20 protein-coding genes and 1 riboswitch are annotated in these 22,525 nt (G+C 39.1%); of the genes, 6 read left to right on the top strand and 14 right to left on the bottom strand.

Annotated features, from left to right (window positions below):
• Positions 1–28: 28 nt before the first annotated feature.
• Together ACOB82_RS15975 and ACOB82_RS15970 are read left to right on the top strand one after the other, a co-directional pair.
• Positions 29–934 (top strand): acyltransferase, encoded by a 906-nt coding sequence (locus ACOB82_RS15975; protein ID WP_448213988.1) that lies wholly within the window; start codon positions 29–31, stop codon positions 932–934.
• Positions 934–2,172: a mechanosensitive ion channel family protein gene (locus ACOB82_RS15970; RefSeq protein WP_448213987.1), complete on the top strand. Its 1,239-nt coding sequence runs from the start codon at positions 934–936 to the stop codon at positions 2,170–2,172. Before ACOB82_RS15975 ends, ACOB82_RS15970 begins: the two co-directional genes overlap by 1 nt.
• A 23-nt stretch (positions 2,173–2,195) precedes the next feature.
• On the opposite strand, the gene tesB is transcribed toward ACOB82_RS15970, so the two are convergent.
• On the bottom strand, positions 2,196–3,059 hold the full coding sequence (gene tesB, locus ACOB82_RS15965) for an acyl-CoA thioesterase II (RefSeq protein ID WP_448213986.1): 864 nt from the start codon (positions 3,057–3,059) through the stop codon (positions 2,196–2,198).
• Between the two features lie 385 nt (positions 3,060–3,444).
• Between tesB and ACOB82_RS15960 the strand changes: the two genes are divergently transcribed.
• Positions 3,445–3,696, top strand: a complete 252-nt coding sequence (locus tag ACOB82_RS15960) for a hypothetical protein (RefSeq protein ID WP_448213985.1) — start codon at positions 3,445–3,447, stop codon at positions 3,694–3,696.
• 93 nt (positions 3,697–3,789) lie between these two features.
• Here ACOB82_RS15960 and ACOB82_RS15955 read toward each other — a convergent pair whose 3' ends face one another.
• From ACOB82_RS15955 to ACOB82_RS15945, 3 genes are all read right to left on the bottom strand, one after another.
• Complete coding sequence (locus ACOB82_RS15955) at positions 3,790–4,344, bottom strand: hypothetical protein (RefSeq protein ID WP_448213984.1); 555 nt, start codon at positions 4,342–4,344, stop codon at positions 3,790–3,792.
• A 23-nt stretch (positions 4,345–4,367) separates the two neighbouring features.
• Positions 4,368–6,209 (bottom strand): tetratricopeptide repeat protein, encoded by a 1,842-nt coding sequence (locus ACOB82_RS15950; RefSeq protein ID WP_448213983.1) that lies wholly within the window; start codon positions 6,207–6,209, stop codon positions 4,368–4,370.
• 130 nt (positions 6,210–6,339) lie between these two features.
• Positions 6,340–6,422, top strand: a riboswitch (cyclic di-GMP riboswitch).
• Positions 6,423–6,653: 231 nt separating this feature from the next.
• On the bottom strand, positions 6,654–8,426 hold the full coding sequence (locus ACOB82_RS15945; RefSeq protein ID WP_448213982.1) for a DUF885 domain-containing protein: 1,773 nt from the start codon (positions 8,424–8,426) through the stop codon (positions 6,654–6,656).
• A 325-nt stretch (positions 8,427–8,751) separates the two neighbouring features.
• Between ACOB82_RS15945 and ACOB82_RS15940 the strand changes: the two genes are divergently transcribed.
• Positions 8,752–9,756 (top strand): GGDEF domain-containing protein, encoded by a 1,005-nt coding sequence (locus tag ACOB82_RS15940; protein WP_448213981.1) that lies wholly within the window; start codon positions 8,752–8,754, stop codon positions 9,754–9,756.
• A 44-nt stretch (positions 9,757–9,800) separates the two neighbouring features.
• Here the strand turns inward: ACOB82_RS15940 and ACOB82_RS15935 are convergent, their stop codons facing one another.
• The 3 genes from ACOB82_RS15935 to ACOB82_RS15925 are packed head-to-tail and all read right to left on the bottom strand — an operon-like array spanning position 9,801 to position 12,023.
• A complete protein-coding gene (locus ACOB82_RS15935; RefSeq protein WP_448213980.1) occupies positions 9,801–10,256 on the bottom strand; it encodes a DUF523 domain-containing protein in 456 nt (151 codons plus the stop codon).
• Positions 10,249–10,563, bottom strand: a complete 315-nt coding sequence (locus tag ACOB82_RS15930) for a DUF3630 family protein (protein ID WP_448213979.1) — start codon at positions 10,561–10,563, stop codon at positions 10,249–10,251. The genes ACOB82_RS15935 and ACOB82_RS15930 overlap by 8 nt, the downstream gene beginning before the upstream one ends.
• Positions 10,551–12,023, bottom strand: a complete 1,473-nt coding sequence (locus ACOB82_RS15925; protein ID WP_448213978.1) for a protein adenylyltransferase SelO — start codon at positions 12,021–12,023, stop codon at positions 10,551–10,553. Before ACOB82_RS15925 ends, ACOB82_RS15930 begins: the two co-directional genes overlap by 13 nt.
• Positions 12,024–12,146: 123 nt before the next feature.
• Between ACOB82_RS15925 and ACOB82_RS15920 the strand changes: the two genes are divergently transcribed.
• Entirely contained in the window at positions 12,147–12,446 is a 300-nt protein-coding gene (locus tag ACOB82_RS15920) for a c-type cytochrome (protein WP_448213977.1), read from the top strand.
• 27 nt (positions 12,447–12,473) lie between these two features.
• Here the strand turns inward: ACOB82_RS15920 and ACOB82_RS15915 are convergent, their stop codons facing one another.
• From ACOB82_RS15915 to ACOB82_RS15895, 5 genes are all read right to left on the bottom strand, one after another.
• Entirely contained in the window at positions 12,474–14,213 is a 1,740-nt protein-coding gene (locus tag ACOB82_RS15915) for a M1 family metallopeptidase (protein ID WP_448213976.1), read from the bottom strand.
• A gap of 88 nt (positions 14,214–14,301) precedes the next feature.
• A complete protein-coding gene (locus ACOB82_RS15910; RefSeq protein WP_448213975.1) occupies positions 14,302–17,313 on the bottom strand; it encodes an MlaD family protein in 3,012 nt (1,003 codons plus the stop codon).
• Positions 17,314–17,333: 20 nt separating this feature from the next.
• Positions 17,334–17,942, bottom strand: a complete 609-nt coding sequence (locus ACOB82_RS15905; protein WP_448213974.1) for a paraquat-inducible protein A — start codon at positions 17,940–17,942, stop codon at positions 17,334–17,336.
• Positions 17,935–18,561 carry a paraquat-inducible protein A gene (locus ACOB82_RS15900; protein WP_448213973.1) on the bottom strand — a complete coding sequence of 209 codons (627 nt, stop codon included), beginning with the start codon at positions 18,559–18,561 and terminating at the stop codon, positions 17,935–17,937. The genes ACOB82_RS15905 and ACOB82_RS15900 overlap by 8 nt, the downstream gene beginning before the upstream one ends.
• Positions 18,562–18,679: 118 nt before the next feature.
• On the bottom strand, positions 18,680–19,906 hold the full coding sequence (locus ACOB82_RS15895; RefSeq protein WP_448213972.1) for a c-type cytochrome: 1,227 nt from the start codon (positions 19,904–19,906) through the stop codon (positions 18,680–18,682).
• 229 nt (positions 19,907–20,135) lie between these two features.
• Between ACOB82_RS15895 and yihA the strand changes: the two genes are divergently transcribed.
• The gene (gene yihA, locus ACOB82_RS15890; protein ID WP_448213971.1) at positions 20,136–20,774 is read left to right on the top strand and encodes a ribosome biogenesis GTP-binding protein YihA/YsxC; all 639 of its coding nucleotides are present in this window, start codon (positions 20,136–20,138) and stop codon (positions 20,772–20,774) included.
• Positions 20,775–21,193: 419 nt separating this feature from the next.
• Here the strand turns inward: yihA and ACOB82_RS15885 are convergent, their stop codons facing one another.
• Together ACOB82_RS15885 and ACOB82_RS15880 are read right to left on the bottom strand one after the other, a co-directional pair.
• Positions 21,194–21,907 carry a hypothetical protein gene (locus ACOB82_RS15885; RefSeq protein ID WP_448213970.1) on the bottom strand — a complete coding sequence of 238 codons (714 nt, stop codon included), beginning with the start codon at positions 21,905–21,907 and terminating at the stop codon, positions 21,194–21,196.
• A 100-nt stretch (positions 21,908–22,007) separates the two neighbouring features.
• On the bottom strand, positions 22,008–22,217 hold the full coding sequence (locus ACOB82_RS15880; protein WP_448213969.1) for a hypothetical protein: 210 nt from the start codon (positions 22,215–22,217) through the stop codon (positions 22,008–22,010).
• Positions 22,218–22,525 lie beyond the last annotated feature (308 nt).

Genomic DNA, 22,525 nt, shown 5'->3' with positions numbered 1-22,525 from the left:
AATTAATAACCAAAATATCAAAGTTACTATGTTAAGTTTTCTACCTGGCCCGCTTAAAGGAATTTTGTCATTCCTTTTCTATACCGTTAACACCTTATTCTGGCTTATTCCTATTATTATCAGTTCGCTGCTTAAAGCACTAGTACCGGCCAAAGGCTGGCAGAAAGTATTCAGTTATATTCTCGATCAAATGGCAAGCAACTGGGTGGCAGTAAACTCTTGGATCCAAAATTTACTAACGCCAATCAAGTATCACGTTAGCGGCCTTGAGAACGTCACTAAAAAAGACTGGTACTTAGTTGTCAGTAACCATCAAAGCTGGGTAGATATTCTGGTATTGCAACGCATATTGCATGGCAAAATTCCATTCCTTAAGTTTTTCCTCAAAAAAGAACTAATTTATGTGCCATTTTTAGGGATTGCTTGGTGGGCGTTAGACTTTCCTTTTATGAAGCGATACAGCCAGAGCTACCTTAAAAAAAATCCGCACTTAATTGGCAAAGATTTAGAAACAACCCGCGTTGCTTGTGAGAAGTTTAAACATAAGCCGGTAAGTGTAATGAACTTTATTGAAGGTACGCGATTTACCCAAGCCAAACATAGCAAGCAAAAATCACCGTTTAGTTACTTATTGCGCCCGAAAGCTGGCGGCATCGCCTTAGTACTTGATGCAATGGGACAGCATTTAAATAAAATTGTTAATGTTACTATTTTTTACCCCAAAGGAATTCCTAGTTTTAAACAATTTATTTGTGGTCAAGTCAAAGAGATATATGTCAATGTACAAGCGATTGATATACCAAAAGAGATCATTGGTGACTATTTCAATGACAAAGTATTTAAGCAAAATTTTCAACGTTGGCTTAACAGCACTTGGACTGAAAAAGATCAAATTTTGCTTGAGATGAATAGCCAACAATTAAGGGGTAGTTAATGACAGACTGGATTACGCAACAACTTAACGCGCTTGGTTGGCCATCGCAATATATGGTGTTAGGACAAAACCTAGCAGGTTTATTATTGTTAGTGCTTTTAGCATCGGTTAGCCACTATCTTGTTAAGCATCGTATTCTAGTTTTCATTAATTCATTGGTTGAAAGAACCAAAAATACTTGGGACGACTTATTTTTAAAACATCAGTTAGTAAGTAAGGTATTACTGTTATTTCCATACTTTTTGGTTCTTGTCTTTACCCCGCTGCTATTACCTGAGTCTTCGGCACTAATTCCAGTGCTGAGCATGTTTATCAAGGTCATTATTTTTTACCAAATTGCCCGTTGCTTAACTGCATTGCTGGATGTAATTCAGCACCTTTACCAGTCAAAAGCAAAAGCGCGTTATGTACCGCTAAATGCCACTATCCAGCTGATCAAATTAGCGATTTATTTAGTGGCAACCATATTAGCGGTTTCGACAATTATTGATCGGTCACCCATTTATTTGCTTAGTGGCTTAGGTGCACTAACGGCAGTGTTATTGTTGGTGTTTCAAGACACCATTAAAGGGCTGGTGGCCAGCATTCAGATTTCAGCAAATAAAATGGTCGCACCGGGTGATTGGGTGGAGTTACCTCAATACGGTGCGGATGGTGACGTGTTAGAAATTGGCCTGAATACGGTAAAGGTTCAAAATTTTGATCGCACGGTAACTACTGTACCAACTCATGCTTTAACTAGCGGCTCGTTTAAAAACTGGCGTGATATGTTTAATTCAGGTGGTCGCAGAGTCAAACGCGCGATCAATATCGACTTAGCCAGTATTAAGTTTTATCAAGCAGAAGAAATTGAGCGCCTAAAAAGCATTAGTTTGATCAAGCAATACCTTAATGAAAAGTGTGAAGATATTGCTGAAAATAATCGAGCAAAAGGTATTGCTGAACATGATAAAGTCAATCAAAGGCAGTTAACCAATCTTGGCACCTTTCGCGCCTATGTCGAGGCTTACCTAAAACAACATGAAAGTGTGCATCATGGCATGACCTGCATGGTCAGACAGCTAGCTTCAACTCCAACCGGTATTCCACTGGAGTTATACTTTTTTACTAATGACCCCAGCTGGATAACCTATGAAGGCATACAAGCAGATATTTTTGACCACCTCTATGCCATAGCGCCTGAATTTGGTTTACGCGTTTTTCAACACCCTACAGGCTTTGATTGGCAAACTCGCTAAAGCCAAATCACTAAAAACCTAAATTAAGGTTTATGAACGCGAATAACCCCTTCTTGCATGGTAGAAGCAACTAGCTCACCTTGGCGATTAAAAATTTGGCCTTTTACTAGTCCGCGGCCACTGGTTGCTGACGGGCTGTCAATGACATATAACAGCCAATCGTCAAATCTAAATGGGCGATGGAACCACATAGTATGATCAATCGTGGCGATTTGCAGGTTTGGATTCCAATGAGTTTGGCCGTGAGGAAATAAAGCCGTCGGTAAAAAATGGAAATCAGAAGTATAAGCCAACATATTGGTATGAATACGTAAGTCATCAGGTAAATCACCATTAGTCTTAATCCACATATTACACTTAGCAGGCATTTTTTCTGGATTAACCCAGTTGTACTGATCTATTGGCTTAATTTCAATTGGCTTTTCAGACAAAAATTTACCACGGATTTTTTCAGGTAAAATATCCTGATGTTCAAAGATAAAGTCTTGATAAGAAGATACTTCTTCAGGATTAGGCACTTCTGGCATGCTATCTTGATGATCTAATCCAACTTCTGGCGCCTGAAATGACGCGGTCATATAGAAAATTGTTTTACCATTTTGGATAGCTTGAATACGACGAGCACTAAAGCTTCGGCCATTTCGCAGCTCTTCTACCTCGTAAACCACCGGCTTCGACGCATCACCAGCGCGTAAAAAATATGAGTGTAATGAGTGTACTTGGCGTTCAGTCTCTACCGTCTCTTGGGCTGCCGACAGTGCTTGTCCCATAACTTGGCCACCAAAAAGTGCTTTAAATCCCAGGTCCTGACTTTGACCGCGATAAATGCCTTGCTCGATAGTTTCTAGCTTTAACAATGAAAGTAAATCGTCTAATACCTGACTCATGACAACCCTTTTTTTGAATAATATTGATCCTATTATAAACAGACATTTACTGCTGAATATAGGTCGTGTTGATCTTTCAGGTTTATTTTTGCAACAGTTGGTTTGATATCTTTACACTAGGTTTATGCTCTTAGAAGAACCTAAGGGTTTACGTCCATTAGACGTGGAAAAATCTTTAGCAAGCGGCTTTTTTCAAGAGCAGCTGACGACGCGCATGAGTGCTAAAAAGTAATAAAAAAGTGTAATCAAATTTAGCCATTAAGTTACATTAAGTATTAATTTAAAAGATTTTTTCGATCTTTATTGAAAAATTCTACGTAGTAATATAGTGTTCTACTCAGGCGATAATTTATACAAAATTATTTGTTATTTTAAGAGGCTAACAATGCAAGCATTATCTGAAAGAGAAGTGCTATTAGAGCGAAGACAGCAAGAGCAAGTGCAATCTACCCTATGGGAAAATTTAACTTTGGCTCAAAAATTTGCTGCAAGCAGTTTATTGCAATTTGGCTATAACTTAGCATTTATTAGAAATAGCAGCGCAGGTAGCTTAGCAATTTTGCTTTGTGAAGGTAAACCAGCCACTATTTCTGGTGATGGTGAAATAGATACTTCACCACATATTGCAATTCGCTAGTTGTATTAACGACTAGTTTTGTAAAATAAAGAATGCCGATGGATCGGCGCTTATTTCTTATTTACCCCTTCCCAGCGGATCATTAAATCCTTTTTAGAACTTTTTAAAGTCCGCCATAATGTCATTGTTTGCTTTATTCGCTTGATTGATTCTGGCTAATTCTTTTTGTTTCTCTGTTAGCAGTGCTTCAATCATAGACATATAGCCATTTAGATTATTGTTGGCCCACATGCGCTTGATATATTTTTCTTGTCCAGAGATAAATCGCTGGAATTCTTTAAAAGAACCAACGCGGTAGCTTTCTAAACATTGCTCACTAATCGTTTTTAATTGGGTTTTTCCTGAAGCGCAGGCTCGAAAGATTGTCGCGTAATTGGTGATTAGTGGGCTAATTAAGGTTAAATCACTCACAACCGTTGGTGCCGATTTTTCAGCACGCTCTTTTAGTTTATTAAACCGAAATTCAAGAAACTCTTCTTGTTTTGCCGCAACTACAGCAAATATATCAGCAAAGAGTCGGTTTTCTTTGCGCATTTGTGCAGTTTCACGACGTTGACCAACAAGCTCATGTTGCAAACGTTCAGAACGAAAGTAAAAATAAATGCTGACTACAACAAATATCGCGGCAACTATTAATACTAATACCATCAAAACAGAATTACCTATTCAATTTAAGAGACATCACTTAAGCGAGAGAGGAAAATATAAGGGTCAATATCCTGAACTGCAGGTGTGTCTAAAGAAAAGCGTATATTAACCGAAAACTCACCTAAATTGGCAAAAAATCTTACCTTAAGTGCATCTATTAACTTTTCAAATACTAGCTTTGCTTCAGCTTTCGTTTGATGAGGATACAGCACCAAATATTCACCATCATTAATTTGGCCTGTTTGATCAAATTCACCTAAATGTTCATTAATCAACGTCGCAATAGTTTTGCTGACCTCATTCACTATTTTTTTATTAAAGGTATAGGTTAAGTCCTGCCAATTACTCACGGTTAGGTAACCAACAGTTAACGGGTATTGATATTTCCGTGCTTTTTTAAAGGCGCGATGATAAATATATTTAGTTTGCGCTGGAGTCGCTAAAAAATGAGCCGGGCGCTCAAGTTGTTCATAAGTATAATGCTGCTTCTTTGAACGATAGTTAAACCACTGAATAACAATGATAAATACTGCAATCATTAGCAATAAAGTCAAAATATCCGCTAACATTTGTAAGCGCTGAAGTTTTTCATTGAACTCTGCATGTACCTCATAACTTTCCGCTAAGTTTAATGCTAGCTCTTTATTGGTTTCTTCCACCGGTAATTGCTTCGTTTTAGCGGAGCCATCAGTGGTATTGCCCAAATTAAATTGGTTACGTAAATCAACATACTGATTTAGCATTAAAAATGCTTTTTCAATATTTCCTTCAGCCTTATAACGTTTGGCCAACATTAAAAATAATTCAATTTGTTGGCGATCAACTTCAGTAATATCGACTAAACCTTCAGCCAAGGCCAGTAAATGATTACCAAATGCTTCGCGATTAGTGGCAAAACTTGCTTTGGCAAAAGCAATTAATGTGGTCAAATACGGCTTGTTTAAGTTTTGTCCTTTAAAAGAATTTTCCGCTTCAACTAGAGCTAAATACGCATTGTCATAATCTTCTTGGTCTAACAGCACTTGGCCCAACCCTAATTCAGCGTAAGCGCGCTTTATCGTCCAATTATTTTGCTCAGATATTTTCTTTACTTCCCAATAAGCATTATATGCATCATCTAAGCGTCCAATTTCACGGTAAGCTCTGGCCAAATTATAATAAGTGCGATCAATGCCATTATATTTGTTCATGGAAAAGCGTAATTTTAAAATTCGCTCATTCATGTCCATTGCAATTTGATATTCCCCCAAATAGTGGTAGGAAATAGCAATAATTTCTAATAACCCTAAATGATCAGCATATTGTTGATTAAGCTCAATTAATGATTTAGCCGCTTGTAAATCATCACTCGCTATTTGATTTTTACCCAAAAGCGCGTTTGCCATAGATCGAAAACTTAACGCAAGCAACTGATATTTAACTAAGCCTTCTTCTTTAGCGCGAACTAATGCCTGGTCGACAAAATGAAAAACGTTATGATATTTACCTTTAACAAAATAGCCGGCAGCTAATTTTAATTCTAAATTTAACTGTAACTCGGTTGGTAGCGGTTGATACGTGAGTCCGTCAACGGCAAATTGAAAAGCTCTAGCGGCGTCACCTTTACGATTAGCCACTTCAGCCATGAGTGAATACGCTTTCGCGATAACTTCATTAGGGTATTGCTGGCGAAACTGTACAACTTCTGTTGATAATCCAACAATCGCATCGTATGGCAATGTTTCTTTATCTTGATCGTAAAGAGTATTGATACGATCAATATTATTGACCACGACTTCACGTGTTTGCTGGGCCTGAGCTATGGTCGAAGCCAATAGCAAAACTGTACAGATGATTGGCAGTTTGAGTACAGAGACAATGTTCACCCGATGTAATGCCTTATTTTTTTAGTTTAAAAATCAATAACACTGCTCATTCTACCTTGTTGATTTGATAAGCACCAAATTAAAAGGTTTACAAGCGATTGCTTTGAACTATAATGCACTTGAGTGACTAAGCTCGTAAAGGCAAATCTAGTGAAAGCTAGAGACGCAAAGTTACCGGTCTAAGGGGAAACCTAGGACAGCGGAACTGCCAAATTTAGATACAGTGGGGGCTTATCTTTATAGGGTGTTTTATGCATACCTAAAATCCTCCGGTACTTTGCGTGTCCTCCTTTACCTTGTTCTAAGTTAGTATTTCACTAGCAGTTTATAGTTTTTCCAAAACGTTATTTCTTCACATTAAAAAATTTTAGCTAGCCTTTTTGAACTATCATAATGGATTGAATGGGTAGATAGCTCCATAGTACTACCTACCCCATGATCATTTTAGTTAGCGGCTAATTTAGCTTTTTTATCAGCAATGTACTGACGAATAAGCGTTTCTAGCATAGATAACGGCATTGAACCGTTTTCTAAGATGCGATCATGAAACTCTCGCTTGTCAAAATCAGCGCCTAACGCTTGCTCAGCTTCATTACGTAAGCGCTTAATAGTTAACTCGCCAATTTTGTAAGAAAGCGCTTGTCCTGGCCATGAAATATAACGGTCAATTTCAGTTGTTACATTGTGTAGTGACAATGCCGTATTGCTAGCTAAAAAATCCATCGCTTGGTCACGCGTCCAACCTTTCGCGTGCATACCAGTATCAACCACTAATCGACATGCTCGCCACATTTCATAAGTTAATCGGCCAAAATCGCTATAAGGATCTTGATAGAAACCCGCTTCAATACCTAAAAACTCAGAATATAAGCCCCAGCCTTCACCAAAGGCAGAAATGTAGGTGTTATTTCTAAATTTTGGAACATCTTGCATTTCACGGGCAATTGAACCTTGTAAATGATGACCCGGAACCGCTTCATGTAAGGTTAATGCTTCAAGCACATATAATGGGCGGCGATCTAATCGGTAAGTATTTACCCAGTAATTGCCCGGCTCGTCATCGCGTGACGGACCTGAATAGCGGCCAGTGGTATATTTAGGTGCAATATTAGCTGGCACTTCGATTATGCCATAAGGCGTACGCGGTAAGGTTTTAAATAAGCTTGGCAGTTTTGCATCCATTTTCTTAGCTATGAATGACGCTTCTTTTAATAACCCTTCTGGCGTTTTTGCATAGAACTGCGGATCGGTACGTAAAAATTCGACAAAGTCAGCAAAGCTACCTTCAAATTCCAGCTTATCGATTATCGCCTGCATCTCAGCGCGAATACGTTTAACTTCACTTAAGCCGATGTTGTGTACTTCATCAGCTGTCATATTCAATGTAGTAAAGTGCTTAACGCGATTTTCATAATACTCACTGCCATTTGGTAAACTACTTGCCGCAATATCCTGACTAGCATTTGGCATATAAGTCTCTACCATAAAGTCGTAAAAGCGTTGATAAGTAGGGAATATCTTTTGTTTGATAATTTCTTGCGCTTGTTGCTGTAACTCAGCTTGCTGCTGTTGGGAAATGTGCTTGGGCATAGCTTTAAATGGCTGATAATAAACGCTAGCAGTCACATCATCTTTAATAAATGCCTTAATTGAATCTTCAAAGCCTGTTAACACAACTTTAGGCTGGGTATAACCTTGTGCTAATCCCTGTTTCATCCAATTGGTTTGTTGATCAAAATAACCTGGTAATTGATTTAATCGGCTTAAATAATCTTGATAATCTTGCGCTGTTTTAAATGAGACCATTCGAGGTAAAAAGCTTATGTAAGCGTGAAAACCTGATTCAGCGGTAATCGGCATCAAATGATCTTTATATACGTAGCTATCTAATTGATTTTTAATGCGGTATTCCAAAACCGACCAGTTAATTTTATTAGCATTGTCTAACTTATCTGGATCAATCGCGATAACATCGGCATAAATCACTTTTAACTTTTCATGATTCGCGGCTAAGGATTCAGCGCTTAAGTCTGGCAACTTTGCATTATTACCACCGACTTCAGGCTTATTAAATGGGCTACTTTGCTCTTCGTACTGATGATAACGCTCAATAACCTTAGTTAGCGCTTGGTTAACATCGACTTTGGACTGACTTTGCATACCATTTTGACTACATGCACTAAGCAGTAAAACAAACAATAAACTTATATATTTCATAAAACCTTCCGGCATTTTCATTATTATTTAAAGGCTTGCACCCTTGTTATTTTGATAAATTAACATTAACAGGTATCAATCACTATTTCGCTACACCTTATCTTGTAATTTGTGCCATTCATGGCAATAACATGAGCTTTAATGGGGCTAATTAATTACTGTCTAGCAAGTGAATTTAGCTAGATATATTCCAACAATTTGATGAGAATTTATGCATTTGCACGAATTTGTGCGACTTATCTGTCAAAAATTACAGACAAAGCTAGCACTTTCCAGCATTTTTAGACAGAATGGGCAAGTAATTACGTTTTTATGGAGTGAATCATTGAAGCATCATGATTCAATGAAGCAAGCAGAAATTAAACTGGCTAAAACGCTGAAGCAACTTGCTCAGTGGCAGCTAGCGGCTACGCCAATAAATTACGCAATTAGCTACGAATATATCAGTGAAAAAAATACACCGCTGCGCACAAAAATCGATCAACACTTATTTAGCCATAAAAGTTTAGATAACTTTATTATTGAAGAACTTTATGAGCAATTTGTATTAGGTAAAAGTGAGTTTCGTGATGAAATTTTTGATGATGTCGAGAAAGTTACAGCCGACGTTAAAGACACCTGCCTAAAATCGACAAAAAGTAGCCGAAAATTTTTAGAGCAAGTTGATAATAGTATTGCCAATATTGTCAGTAGCGACCCTGTTCAACAGCAAGCAATAAAACAACTGAAAGCTGCAGCATTACACTTTAAACAACAGCAACAGGCACTAGTAAGTGAGCTACAGGCTTCACAAAACCAAGCCAGCTTGCTTACACAAGAGTTTCAAGCAGCGCGCAATGAAATTTACCTAGACCCTATTACTCGCTTATACAACAAAAAAGCATTAAATAAGCATTTTGACGCTTGGATAGAAGCCCAACCTGAGAAGCAAATTGCCGCCGTAGTGGTCAATGTTGACCATTTCAAAGAATTTAGTGAAAAGTTTGGCTCATTAATAGGCGAAGTGATCTTGTCAAAAATTGCCAATAAAGTGAGTAATTATGTTGGCGAAAGTGGTTTACCGGTGCGTACAGGCAATGAAGAATTTTTAATTTTAATGCCAGATGTTGAAGCATCAATTGCGGGTGAAGTTGCAGAAAAAATTAGACAAGGTGTTGAAAAAATTCGCTTTATTAGCAGTAAGTCGGGTGTAAGGTTGCCGCAACTAACCATATCACTTGGTGTCAGTGAATTTCAGCAGCGCGAGTCACTAAACAGTTTAGTATCACGAACGAGAAGAGCTTTATTCCACGCCCAAACCAGTGGCCGAAATCAAGTCGCTGTCGCCTAAGCACCTACGAAATACTCACGACCAAAATCCCTGTTAGCGTTTAATTAGTCGTCAATCAACTCAATTAGCTGTTCAATGTTTTCTTCAGAAAACACGGCAATACCATGTTTTATCAATAATTCTGCGGTTAATCCTTGTCCTGCTATTTTTTGACCTGAAAAGTTACCGTCGTATCGCCACTGGCTGCCACATGACGGACTCGATTCTTTTAGTAAGGCATAGCGAATTTGATGACGTTGGCAAAGATGCAATGCATGTTGTGCACCTTGAATAAAAGCAGCTGTAACATTCGCACCATTAGTTGTAATAACCAAACCATTAGCCTGCAATTCTGCGGGCTCTCTGGGTATCGATAAACCACCAGCGACTTCTGGGCACACTGTAATTAAGCGACCTTGTTGCTGCCAGCGCGTTAACTTACGATTAAGCAAAGGTTTAGCTTGTCCATCATACCTAACCTTAGCGCCAAGTAAGCATGCACTTACTAATATTTTATCCATTGCTTTTATTGCTCGTTAACACGAGAAAAATCGTAGAAAGTACATCAGACTCGCTAGGAATTTCAGCTTCAAGCCAGCATGACTGACTACAAACATCTAAGTTCATGACCACATTCACTTGCTGATAGATCAACCTAAAGTTCGCGCGATCGGCACCTGATATCGTTTCTATAAGTTGTATTGTAGGTAACAATTCTAATAGCCAATACGCCACATTAGTTAAATCATCAGTATCAAACTCCTGATTAAAGACTATCGCGATATTGTCCTCATTTCGTTGAATTTGGTTGATAGCTAACTGCTGCATGAAATCTCCAATGACTTACCCCAATCAGGTGCTTGCTGCGCATATTGCTCTAGGTCAGGTTGCTCTGCAAATGGTTGCGTTAATATATTATGCAACCGTTCAAGTTCGGCATAATCCCCTTGTTCTGCCAGAGATATAGCTTGCTGCGCTAAATAGTTACGTAAAATAAACTTAGGATTATATTGATTTTGCAGTTGTACTCGAAGTTTATCAGTACAGTCGTTATCGCTTAATCTTGTACGATATTTTGCGAGCCATTGCATTACTGGCGTCTTGTCTTTAAACAAAGCCAAAAGCGCCTGACAGTGTTCATTGTCCTGATCATCTAACTGCACTAAATTTAATAAGCGAAAGCTTAAACTGTAATCCGCTTTTTGCTGTGCCATTAAATTCAACCACTCTCCAAGCAACGCATGATCACTATCACGCCACTCAGTTAACCCCAATTTTTGTTGCATTAAATAAAGGTAATGGCTAATTAACGTGGGTTCATATTGTTCTAATACTTGCCTAATCTCTTGTGCCGTTAACCACTTAGAAAAAGTAATGGCCAAGGCATTTAAGTTCCATAAACCAATACTCGGCTGCTGATCAAAAGCATATCGGCCAGTATGATCTGAGTGATTACAAATAAAATGTGGTTGATAATCATCAAGAAAGCCGAATGGGCCATAATCTATGGTTAACCCTAGAATCGACATATTGTCGGTATTCATCACGCCATGGGCAAAACCATAAACCTGCCATTTTGCGATTAATTCGGCAGTAGAGTGAACAATTTGTTCTAGCATTGCCAAATGCGGATTCGCTTGCTGTAAACAGTTTGGGAAATACTGCGCTAAGCAATAGTCAGCAAGCTGATTTAGCTCATCCATTTTTCCTTGATGAAACCAGTACTCAAAATGACCAAAGCGAATATAACATTGTGCTACCCGCGTCATCATCGCACCCTTTTCCACTTGTTCGCGATAAACTTCATGATCACTGCCGATAATGCATAGCGCCCGCGTTGTCGGTATGCTCAAGGCCGCCATCGCCTCACTAGCTAAAAACTCTCGAATACAAGAGCGCAATACTGCTCGACCATCGCCCATCCTAGAATACGGCGTTTGACCTGCACCTTTTAATTGCACATCTAACCGCTTACCAGCTGCAGTTTTAATTTCCCCAAGACTAATTGCACGACCATCGCCTAATTGCGGCACATACTGTCCAAATTGATGGCCGCTATAGACCTGCGCATGAAAGCAACCACCTTCGGGCAAATATTTACCAGCAAAAATATCAATAAATTTTTGCTGCTGAGTTTGTTCAATATCAATATTTAATTCAGATAAAAGTGCTTTACTAGCAATGATCAAATGTGAGCCGATTAATGGGGCTGGCGAAACTTTGCTCACTAAGAATGGCAAGTGTTTTATCAGGTGATTATCGAAGTTTAATGTGAGTGGCTTATGCATAAGTTTCACTGACCTAATTATGTTTAACGATATAATACTAAAAAATAAACGACAACTTAGCTGTTTTTCCCTATAATCTAAAAGGCTTATAAAAATTCTAATCATCAAAGAGAGATGGATATTATGAAAAAAATGACTCTTGCTATTGCAGCAGCAGCAATGATGGCAGCGCCAGCATTTGCAGCAGATATTGAAGCAGGTAAAGCAAAGGCAGCCGTTTGTGCAGCATGTCACGGCGCAGAAGGTGTATCAGCAATCCCTATGTACCCTAACCTTGCTGGTCAAAAAGAAGCATACATTGTTAAGCAATTAAATGATTTTAAAGCGGGTAACCGTAAAGATCCGGTAATGGCACCAATGGCAATGCCATTAACAGATGCTGATATTGCTAATTTAGCCGCATACTATGCTAGCTTAAAATAAGCAATGATAGAATTCAGAGAAAAGGCGCTAGTTAGCGCCTTTTCTTTTAGGGTCATTATGCTCTACCAAGGCAATAGCCATTGCCGCAACATAATAATTTTCATCAATATTCACCCCGATAATTGCCTCAGCGTTTTCTAACGTTTGCCAATCTGTAGTTGGGGCTAATCGTTGTTTATTACCATTAATGCTGACACCTAGCGGCATAGCAAAATCACTAACCACATTACTCCAGCGATAGCTCAGCTCATGACCAACCACCATATATTCAAATATTGGCACTCTCACGTCACGCAGGTATTGATCAAATACTGACCCTAAATCAAGTTTGGTTTGCTCACTGATAAAAGCTTCGATTTGTTCAGTCGTTACCACTTGATGAAAAAATGTTTGGTTAAGCTTTCGTAACAATTGTCGCCAAGCTTCATCATCTGCAACCAGCTGCCTAATGGTATGCAACATATTGGCACCTTTCGGGTACATATCACCTGAACCTACTTGGTTGAGAATATATTGACCAATAATGGGACGCTCGTTTTTGATGACTTTACGCACACCACGCACATATTCTGCCCCAGCTGCTTTACCATAAAAATATTCAATAAAGAGTGATTCCGAATAAGAAGTAAAACCTTCATGGATCCACAAATCAGCGACATCTTTTGCAGTGATACTATTAGCAAACCATTCATGACCAGATTCATGAACAATAATAAAATCCCATAATAATCCCCAACCGGTATTACTTAAATCGCGACCTTTATAGCCATTTTGATAACCATTACCGTAAGTAACCGAGCTTTGGTGCTCCATACCTAAATATGGCACTTCCACTAGCTTATAACTGTCTTGATAAAACGGGTATGGGCCAAACCAATGTTCAAACGCTTCTAGTGTGCGCTTTGCCTCTTTAAAATGCGCTCTCGCCTGCTCTTCATTTTCACGTAAGACATAGTATTCCATGTCCAGTTCGCCGGCTTCTCCTTGATACTTTTCACTGAAATTAACGTAATCACCAATGTTAATATTGATACCATAATTATTGATTGGGTTAACCACCTGCCAAGTGAACTGAGTGCCGGTGCCTTCATCAATATCTAGGGCATCAATTAATCGACCATTAGCAACCGCAACAAACGGCTGAGCAACGGTAACATGAATGAGCGCACCTTCATCCGGTTCATCATAGCCATGATCTTTATTCGGCCACCACAAACTTGCGCCTTCTCCTTGATTTGAGGTTGCGATAAACGGCATGCCTGAACCGTCTTCAGCCCAACTAAAACCACCGTCCCATGGTGCATTTTTAGCGACTGGTGGCGTGCCTTCAAAGGCCAAAGTAAGCGTGTAGGTTTCACCTAGCTCTTGAGGCATTTGTGTTTGGATAAAATAGCTATAACCATCTTGGCGAATCGCTAATAATTGGTTGTTCTGCATCGCACTGACCAACACCATTGGCTGCTGCAACTCAATTTGCAATTGCTTGGCGTTATCTAATACTTTGTAGCGAATGGTATTAGTGCCAGATATTTTTCGATTATTCATATCAACATCGACAGCGAGTTCATAATGTAATAAATCCCACCATATTCTTTCGGCCGTTAACGAACCTCTAAGCTGAGCTTGGTGTAACGCTTGATCGTGCTGTGGCTCACTATGATCGCAATTTTGAGCTGATTTTTGGGTGAAGTCTTGTGCGGTTACTATCGACCCCAACATACCGTTAATTATTAGCGGTATTAATATAAAATATTTGATTAATTTCATTACGTTACTCATTCAATAAGTACTGAACTTTTTAGTTTCACCATTTAGCTCATAATAAAAAATAGAGTGCTGTTAGTTGCGCCAGTGCTTACTGGCCGATAGCAATTTTAGGCTGCCATTGCTGCCAGCTTTCATCTACCGTTGAATTTAAAATAAATTGCTGCCCTTGATTAGCCTTACCAGCATCAGACTCTTCAGGCGTGGCAAATGCAATGCCGCCAGATAACAAGGTTTCTATGGACTCCGAATCAATTTGAACCCCAGAGAAAATCCCGGCATCAACAGAAAAGCCACTACTATTCCAAAATTGGCTGTCAGGTGAAACCAAGTTGCGATAACGATCAGCAATATTAATAAAAATATTGACCTTATCTGCAGTCGCGGCCAAATCAACACCAATTACTGTACCCACTTTTACTTGGCGATAAAGCACGGGGTTACCCACACGCACCGAGCCAAGTGTATCGGCGATCAGGGTTAAATTAAGACCAAAAGGCAAGCGTGATACCGCTGGTGGTACCTGCTCAGCATGAAACGTTGTTAGTTGCTCGCCATTTCCTGGCAAAACAGCAACTACGCCACCATCTAAAATCGCCCCCAAATTTTGACTTCCCACTAAACCAAGCTCAGGCGTTGCTAGCCAGAACTTACTACCTGCCACTGCAAACTTTTTACCTTGTTCATTTAATAAAATAATCGCGGTAACGCCATAACCATCTTCGCGATACACTAACCGTTCGACCATACCTACTTGTTGCTGTTGATACTTCACCGGCATTGCAGCATGTAAGCTGCCCACATCGTCAAATTCTACTTTGATCGCCAAGCCGGCATTTTGTGCTTGAAGTAAATTTTCATATAACTTAAACGAGGTACCTTCTTCAATTTCTTGCTCTTGCTCTTGCTCAAACGAAGATGAATTATAAAAACTGATGCCGCCGGTCAACATTGTCGAAGCAGATTCTGTTTTGACACTAAAATTCCCTAATCCACCGATAACGGTTACGCCACCTGCCTGATAAAATCGCGTATCATTGCCAATCAAATGGCGATGCTTTTCATCTATAGTGGCATTAATTAACACCTGTTTACCATCCTGTGCCAAGGCGACGTTATCTATCTGACCAACCGTAATACCGCGATAACTAATAGGACTAGAAGGTGCTAAACTACCACCAGCACTAGCGTTAATAGCAATTTGTAAACCTTCAGCATTTAACGGTTTTTTAGGTGCAGACAAGTAACCAACAAATTGATCAGTTGCCGCGCCACTACCGACATTTACCGAAAAATAATTACCACCAAATAATGCATCGGTATCGTTAAGTCCGGCCAGTGATAAACTCGCTTCAACTAACCAAAACTGGCTACCTTGTTTAAGCATAAAATCGAATTCAGGAAATAACCCAGCAGTTAACTTTACCTGACCATCGATATGTTTAATTTGATGAATCGCACCAGCAACTTCACCTCGGTATAAAATTCGTGTTCCAACTTTTACACCTTTAGCCGATGGTAAGAGTATCTCAAAAGATAGCCGTTGCTGCGCGGTGTTTTTATTTTGAAACAAACTAAATTTTTGACCATTACTCGCCACTTCTTTAGTTGAACTGCCTTTATCAAACGCTATCGCTCCTTTTAACAACGCCTGCATCGAGTGAGTTTGCACACTGAAGTCTTGCAGCCCACCGCTAATGTTAATGCCAGAGGCATCCCAAAATCGGCTATCTTCTCGTACAAATTGTTGAAATTCTGGCTCAATAAAAACGTAAAGTAGATTGTTATTAACATCTGTATTTTCAATAGCTTCAACTTTACCAACTAACTGCTGTTGATAATAAATTTCGGTGCCGACAGCAATCGAGTTAGCATGGCTAGAGGTAAGCTGAATATGCAAACCTGGCTCAGAATATTTCAATGGTGGCTTATCATGATACAAGCGAAATTGTGTGGTGGGTTCGCCGCCAAGCGCAGGACTAACGCCAATTTGAGTGCCGGATATGATGCGATTAAGGTTGGTTACTCCGCCTAAATCAAAGGTTGGGTTAATCAGGTAAAATTGAGTTTCAGTGTTAAGGTATTGATCAACCCTTGGGTTAATTTTTGCCAATGCCTGTATTTTTTTAGTCGCGGGATCAATTTTCGTAAAACTATCTAATCTGCCTAATGTAATGCCTTGATAAACAATCGGCGTACCAACATCGATTGAAGAGTCCCAATCTAGATCTAAACTAATGGTTTTCCCTAACTCAGCATCCTGAAAGTTTGCATGTAATTGAAATTTATCGCCATTTTCTGCTGACGGTTTGCTTGCTTGATAATCTAAGGTATCAAAGGCAATGCCCCCGGAAATAAGCGAGGCAAACGATTCTGCATGTACGTTGATACCTGTAGTTAATGACCCGGTCACTGTTAAGCCACTGGCATTATAGAATCGCGTATTTCCTTTCACTAAGTCGGCATACTCAGGCTCGATTAAAACATAAATATCGACATTATTTCCTTGTTTATCATAGTCATATCCAGAGACATGCCCAACATTAATCTCTTTGTAACTAACCGGTGAATCTTTGACTAATGAACCCAGAGAATCTGCGGTCAATGTTAAATGTAAGCCCGGTACCAATTGATCTAGCATCGGCTCTTCTTTTAAAGCTACAAATTCTCGTTGCGGCTGACCATCGGCATCAATATCGGGGAGCATATTAATATAACTTCCCGAAAGTAACGTATCTATGCCTTTAATACCACTTAATGACACATCTGCGGTCACATACCAAAACTTCGTATTTTCAGTTAACGTGTCTTTAGCCTCTTTGATAATTTCAGCTTCTATAACTACACCCTGCAGATCGTCGGTTGTATTAATAGTTTTGACCACACCTAGCGTTAGTCCTTTATAACGGATTTCAGTTTTACCGGCGACAATACCATTTGCATTATCAAAGCGAATATCGATAAACACACCACGCTCCGCAACGGTTTTAATAATCAACCATGCACCAAATACCACAGCAATAACTGGCACAAGCCACACCGCTGGAATACCTTTGCGCGGTTTTACAATAGGTGTTGAAAGCGTATTTGTATCCTTTTCCATGTAGAATTGCCTTAAAGTTATTATTGTGTTGTGGATTTTTCCAGTAAGAGTCGAGTATCAATTTGTTCTGCAGCCACCATAGTTGTTACTACCATTAGTGCAAAAAACGTCACGCCATGTGCGGCTTCAATTGAGGTAAAAAAACCTAGTTTGACTACGGTTGCCATAATAGTTACAACAAACACGTCCAGCATCGACCAAGGGCCAAAAAACTCAATGGCGTTATAGATTTTAGTCAGCTGCCTGGTCGTTAAATTTGTACCCCATTTCATGTGGTACATTAAAACAAATAAGCCGGCAATTTTACTGAGCGGTACAATAAAGCTGGCGATAAAAATAATAAACGCGACTGGGTACATGCCTAAATCTATTAGGGTAAATAAACCCTCTAATATATTTGACGCATCGGGCTTACCGAGAATATAAAAAATCATCATTGGATAAATGTTAGCGGGGATCAGCATAACCAATGCCGCACAAGTCCATGCAAACGTCCGTTGTAAACTATCAGCCTTTCGATAATCAAAGGTTTTATGGCAACGTGGGCAGCAATGAGCATACTTTTCCATATCCACCGTTTTATGACAACACGGGCAGCAACCTAAGCCCATAGAAATACCACTAGGCATTAACAGCTTGCTCCATTTTGTGCCATACATAGTGATGATCTAATGTCACTGAAACCAAAGTGCTGCAAAGTAGAAGCATCAATAAACTAATCAAACCAACACCCACAGTTAGGTCTGCTAGCTCAAATAACTTATACATAGAGATAACAACACCAAGGAAAAATACATGAACCATGGCCCAACTTTCCAGTTGATGATAGGAGCGAAAAAATTTGAGTAGGGAAGGCGTGATGTTGTCGGTAAATAGAGCGAACGAAATATAGAATAATGAAAACAGCTTGACCACAGGCAAGGCAATGGTAAACATAAAGACGCTAAAGGCTATTACATAAAACTTATTATTAATCATTAACACAATACAATCGATTAACGAAGCTTCATTATAATTTCCGGCGATACCTACCCCTATAATAGGCAAAATTAACACGGGAATTATCAGCAATAAACCGCCAATAGAGATTGCCAGCGTGCGCTCAATAGTATTTTTCCTGCGCTCATAAAGTGCCTCACCACAACAGGCGCACAAAGCTTTATGCCCAGCTTTTAGGGGTATACGTTGAGAAACGTCATCACAAAACGGACATACGATTAAGTCATCAAGAGGGTCAACTGACTTCAATTATTTAACTCTAAGTAGTGAACACTTAATAGACAGTGTAAGAGGCTTTAAGCCAAATATCCACGAATTTTAGGTATAAAAAAGCAGCATATAGCTGCTTTTTAAGGGTTTTATGTAATTACTTTAATGTTGCAATAAATGCAGCTACATCAGCAATTTCTTTATCTGAAAGCTTAACCGCGACATCACGCATCATACCGTTCATATCATTTGCACGACCAGCACTACGGAATTGCTCTAACTGCGACTTCACATAATCAGGGTGTTGATTGACTAAGCTCGGGAAGCGGGCATTGGCCATACCTTGACCCGACGGGCTATGACAAGCAGCACAAGCAGTAACACCTTTAGCAGGAATACCGCCGAAGAATATTGCTTTACCAGCATTATTCACAGAATCCGCTGCTGGTAGCTTAGCTGTAGTTTGGCTAGCAAAGTAAGCCGCTAAGTTTTTCATGTCATCTTCTGATAAGGCTGCAACCATTGGCGCCATCACAGCATTATCACGCGCACCAGATTTAAATTCTTGTAATTGCTTTAACAAGTAACCTTCATGTTGACCCGCCAGTTTAGGATACATGGTTACCATAGCATTGCCGTCTGCACCGTGACATGCGGCACACGTTGCTGATAAGGCCTTACCTGCTTCAACATCACCCGCAACTTTAACCGTAGCCTTGGTTTTCACTGCAACAATATCAGCTACTGAGTCTGGATCTTTAAAGTAAGCGCCTAAGTCAGCAATTTCTTGTTCGGTTAATGGCTCAGCAAAGTTATTCATTGCTGCGTTTTGGCGATCACCGTTTTTGAAGTTCTTTAATTGCTTTTCAATATATTCTGGGTGCTGCTTTGCAAGATTAGGGTAAATTAATACGTCACTGTTACCTTTAGCACCATGACAACCAATACAGGCACCAATGGCACGAGCTTCATCGCCATTTTCATATAAGTACTTGCCCGCTGCTGCATCACCAACAATAGCAACTGGCGCTGCAGCTGCTGGCGCAGAGCCACCGTCTGCCGATTCGCCACCAGCTACACGTGGTTGACTAGCATAATATGCCGCAACATCTTGCATATCTTGCTCTGATAATGCCGCCGCCATTGGCGCCATTACCGGATCATTACGAGTAGAGCCATCTTTAAACGCTTTTAATTGTTTAACAATATAATCAGCATGTTGACCCGCTAAGTTAGGGTAAGTGTCTACCGCACTATGACCTGTTGCACCATGACAAGCGGCACATGTTGCAGCTTTTGCTTTACCCGCTTCAGCGTCGCCTTGTGCATTCGCATTTGCAAGCACGCCTAAACCCAAAACAAGTGATACGATAACTTTTTTCATCGAATGATCTCTGCTTATTTTTATTTAATTTACTTTTGCCACTACCCAACGTACGGCAATCAATAAACTTGGTTACTTAATTAATCGCAATATTTTACACGAATATTTTCTTTGTGTAACAGCCTAGCACATAAAAACCTATAAAAAATCAGGTTATTCTTGCAATTATCTGCCAGAAATAATGAAAAAGACGCTATAATGGCGCGATATTAACTTTGGAAAAACTATTGTGTCTGAGCAAACTATAAACTTAAATCTAGCCAAATTTACCATTAGTGCCCCTGATATTCGTCGTCTACCAGAAGACATTGGTATAGAGGTAGCGTTTGCTGGCCGCTCAAATGCAGGAAAATCAAGCGCATTAAATACTTTAACTAATCAAAAAAGTTTAGCACGTACCAGTAAAACACCAGGTCGCACTCAACTTATAAACGTGTTTGAAATTGCCGAAAACAAGCGATTAATCGATCTACCCGGCTATGGTTTTGCCAAAGTACCACTGGAAATGAAAAAGAAATGGCAAAAAGCGCTGGGCGAATATTTAGAAATGCGTGACTGTTTAAAAGGCTTAGTAGTATTAATGGACATCCGTCATCCGTTAAAAGATCTCGATAAAGATTTAATCGAGTGGGCCGTTGACTCTGAATTGCCAGTTTTGGCGCTACTGACTAAGTCAGATAAATTATCGCAGGGGAAAGCCAGTGCAGAAGTTTTAAATGTGAAAAAGGCATTAAAACCTTTAGGTGGTGATATTAAAGTTCAAGCGTTTTCATCACTGAAAAAAACTGGCTTAGCGCAAGCTAATCAAGTGATTTGTGATTGGTTTATTACTCCAAGCGATGAACAAATTGACGAAGTAGCGAATTAATCGCTGCTTCTTCCCACCTCAGTAAATATTCAGCACTCTGCACTAAAAATTCAGTTCAATTAGTTCAACGCACTAAATTTCAGGCAAAAAAAACCGCCGATACAATGTATCCGCGGTGGATTTAGCTATGGGGAAAGCTAGAATTTCAAATTATTACAACAGGCGTTCACAAGGAACAGGATGAATTATAGAGTAACTACTCAATAATTGTAAAGTAGTTACTCTAATTTTTTTGAAATTTTTTTACATGGCATCCTGACGCAATTGTGGTTAGATTTATTAGGCGAGAGTGTGACCAGTCGTAATGCTTGAGAGAGCCTCATCTGTCGAGGCTTTCTAACTGTGGTATGTAGCAAAGCTAAAAATCCGATTTTTCCAATTTTCAGTCACATTATCCGAGAATGAGTCAATTCTATTATTTAAGAATAATTTTCAGGTCTTCTGAATATTTGGGATTTCTCTTGGTCTATTATGGTAGGGGGCTGTATAGCTTCATATGCGGCAAGATCAAAGTTTTGGTATGAAATTATCTCGGATGTAGGTATGACGATTACAAACTCATTTATATCAACATCTTCTTGATCAAGATAATATTCTTCATAATTATTTTTTACCTTTAATTCTTGATCATTTTTATCTCGATAACCACTTCTAATGGGGATTATTTTAATGTGTTCCAAGTTCCCGTGAGTTACGTTATTTCCTCCTACACAAAAGCCTATATACACTTTGCCCGATGATAGTGAAATACATACAACTCTTGAATCCTGATCATTGTCAACAAAAGTAAGAGTCGCATCTATTATGAAAAACTCTAATGGGTTATCAGCTACAACTTTTCGCAATAAGATAAATTTGTTTTTCGAATCGCCATATCCTCGTGAGCTAAAAGCTGCAAAGAGATAAGACAAGATAATTGTAAAGATACCTATTAATAATAATTTCAGTTGATGATGTGAGATAGGAAGCTGTTTGAAGTCAACATTATACATTAACCCAAAGCAACTTTTTAAGACATTTCCAACGATATCTGTCATGTCTATTAATAAACAAATGCCTACTGAAATTAAGGTAATTTCAGTTCCTCGTTTAGCGACTTGGAAGTACAGATCCCACCCATCTGATTTTGCCATTTTATATCTTGATGGTAGGTGTCTGTTGGAATATATGTAGCCAGATACAAGAATGAAAATAACTAGAATAGCTATCATTATTAAAAGAATTCCCTTTCGATTATTGCGCTATTTCTACTTCACCTTCCTTAAACTTCACTGTTAACTCTTCGCGTTTTTGTTTTATTTTTCGAAGCTGTTTCATGAATTCAGCTTTAAAATTCTGATCGTGCAAGTCAACATTTATAACGCCATTTTTTGATATATGGTATGCCTTACCAACATCTTGGTTATAGTTTATCAGCGTATCTTTTTTATCTGATCTAGCCATAAAATCTCCAACGTTTGTTCTTCAAATATAACACTTCAGTTATTACATTCAAGCTTTAGTTCGTTGAAAATGATGTTGTATTAAATCAGTACTAGCTGTTCGCCAGCTTTCCATGAATCCTCTGATTTGATTGACTCTAACGTATCTAACAAGGTACGTGTTTTCTTAAATACATTGTGACTGTAACGGTATGATTTAACTAGAGACTTCGTTAGAGGTAAAATTACATTAACTAACGAGGTCAAAATGCCAAAGAAAACATTAACAGCAGAATTTAAACGTGAGTGTGCAGAGCTAGTCATTATTCA

The sequence above is a fragment of the Colwellia sp. MEBiC06753 genome, from assembly GCF_053470325.1.
This window is presented reverse-complemented; position numbering and strand designations above follow the sequence as displayed.

Bases quoted from the DNA above. Each gene is read 5' to 3' on its own strand.
- ACOB82_RS15945 (WP_448213982.1), bottom strand. From the start codon at position 8,426: ATGAAATATATAAGTTTATTGTTTGTTTTACTGCTTAGTGCATGTAGT.
- ACOB82_RS15880 (WP_448213969.1), bottom strand. From the start codon at position 22,217: ATGGCTAGATCAGATAAAAAAGATACGCTGATAAACTATAACCAAGAT.
- tesB (WP_448213986.1), bottom strand. From the start codon at position 3,059: ATGAGTCAGGTATTAGACGATTTACTTTCATTGTTAAAGCTAGAAACT.
- ACOB82_RS15925 (WP_448213978.1), bottom strand. From the start codon at position 12,023: ATGCATAAGCCACTCACATTAAACTTCGATAATCACCTGATAAAACAC.
- ACOB82_RS15885 (WP_448213970.1), bottom strand. From the start codon at position 21,907: ATGGCAAAATCAGATGGGTGGGATCTGTACTTCCAAGTCGCTAAACGA.
- ACOB82_RS15910 (WP_448213975.1), bottom strand. From the start codon at position 17,313: ATGGAAAAGGATACAAATACGCTTTCAACACCTATTGTAAAACCGCGC.
- ACOB82_RS15930 (WP_448213979.1), bottom strand. From the start codon at position 10,563: ATGCAGCAGTTAGCTATCAACCAAATTCAACGAAATGAGGACAATATC.
- ACOB82_RS15905 (WP_448213974.1), bottom strand. From the start codon at position 17,942: ATGCCTAGTGGTATTTCTATGGGCTTAGGTTGCTGCCCGTGTTGTCAT.
- ACOB82_RS15960 (WP_448213985.1), top strand. From the start codon at position 3,445: ATGCAAGCATTATCTGAAAGAGAAGTGCTATTAGAGCGAAGACAGCAA.
- ACOB82_RS15970 (WP_448213987.1), top strand. From the start codon at position 934: ATGACAGACTGGATTACGCAACAACTTAACGCGCTTGGTTGGCCATCG.
- ACOB82_RS15955 (WP_448213984.1), bottom strand. From the start codon at position 4,344: ATGGTATTAGTATTAATAGTTGCCGCGATATTTGTTGTAGTCAGCATT.
- ACOB82_RS15975 (WP_448213988.1), top strand. From the start codon at position 29: ATGTTAAGTTTTCTACCTGGCCCGCTTAAAGGAATTTTGTCATTCCTT.
- ACOB82_RS15935 (WP_448213980.1), bottom strand. From the start codon at position 10,256: ATGGATAAAATATTAGTAAGTGCATGCTTACTTGGCGCTAAGGTTAGG.
- ACOB82_RS15895 (WP_448213972.1), bottom strand. From the start codon at position 19,906: ATGAAAAAAGTTATCGTATCACTTGTTTTGGGTTTAGGCGTGCTTGCA.
- ACOB82_RS15915 (WP_448213976.1), bottom strand. From the start codon at position 14,213: ATGAAATTAATCAAATATTTTATATTAATACCGCTAATAATTAACGGT.
- ACOB82_RS15920 (WP_448213977.1), top strand. From the start codon at position 12,147: ATGAAAAAAATGACTCTTGCTATTGCAGCAGCAGCAATGATGGCAGCG.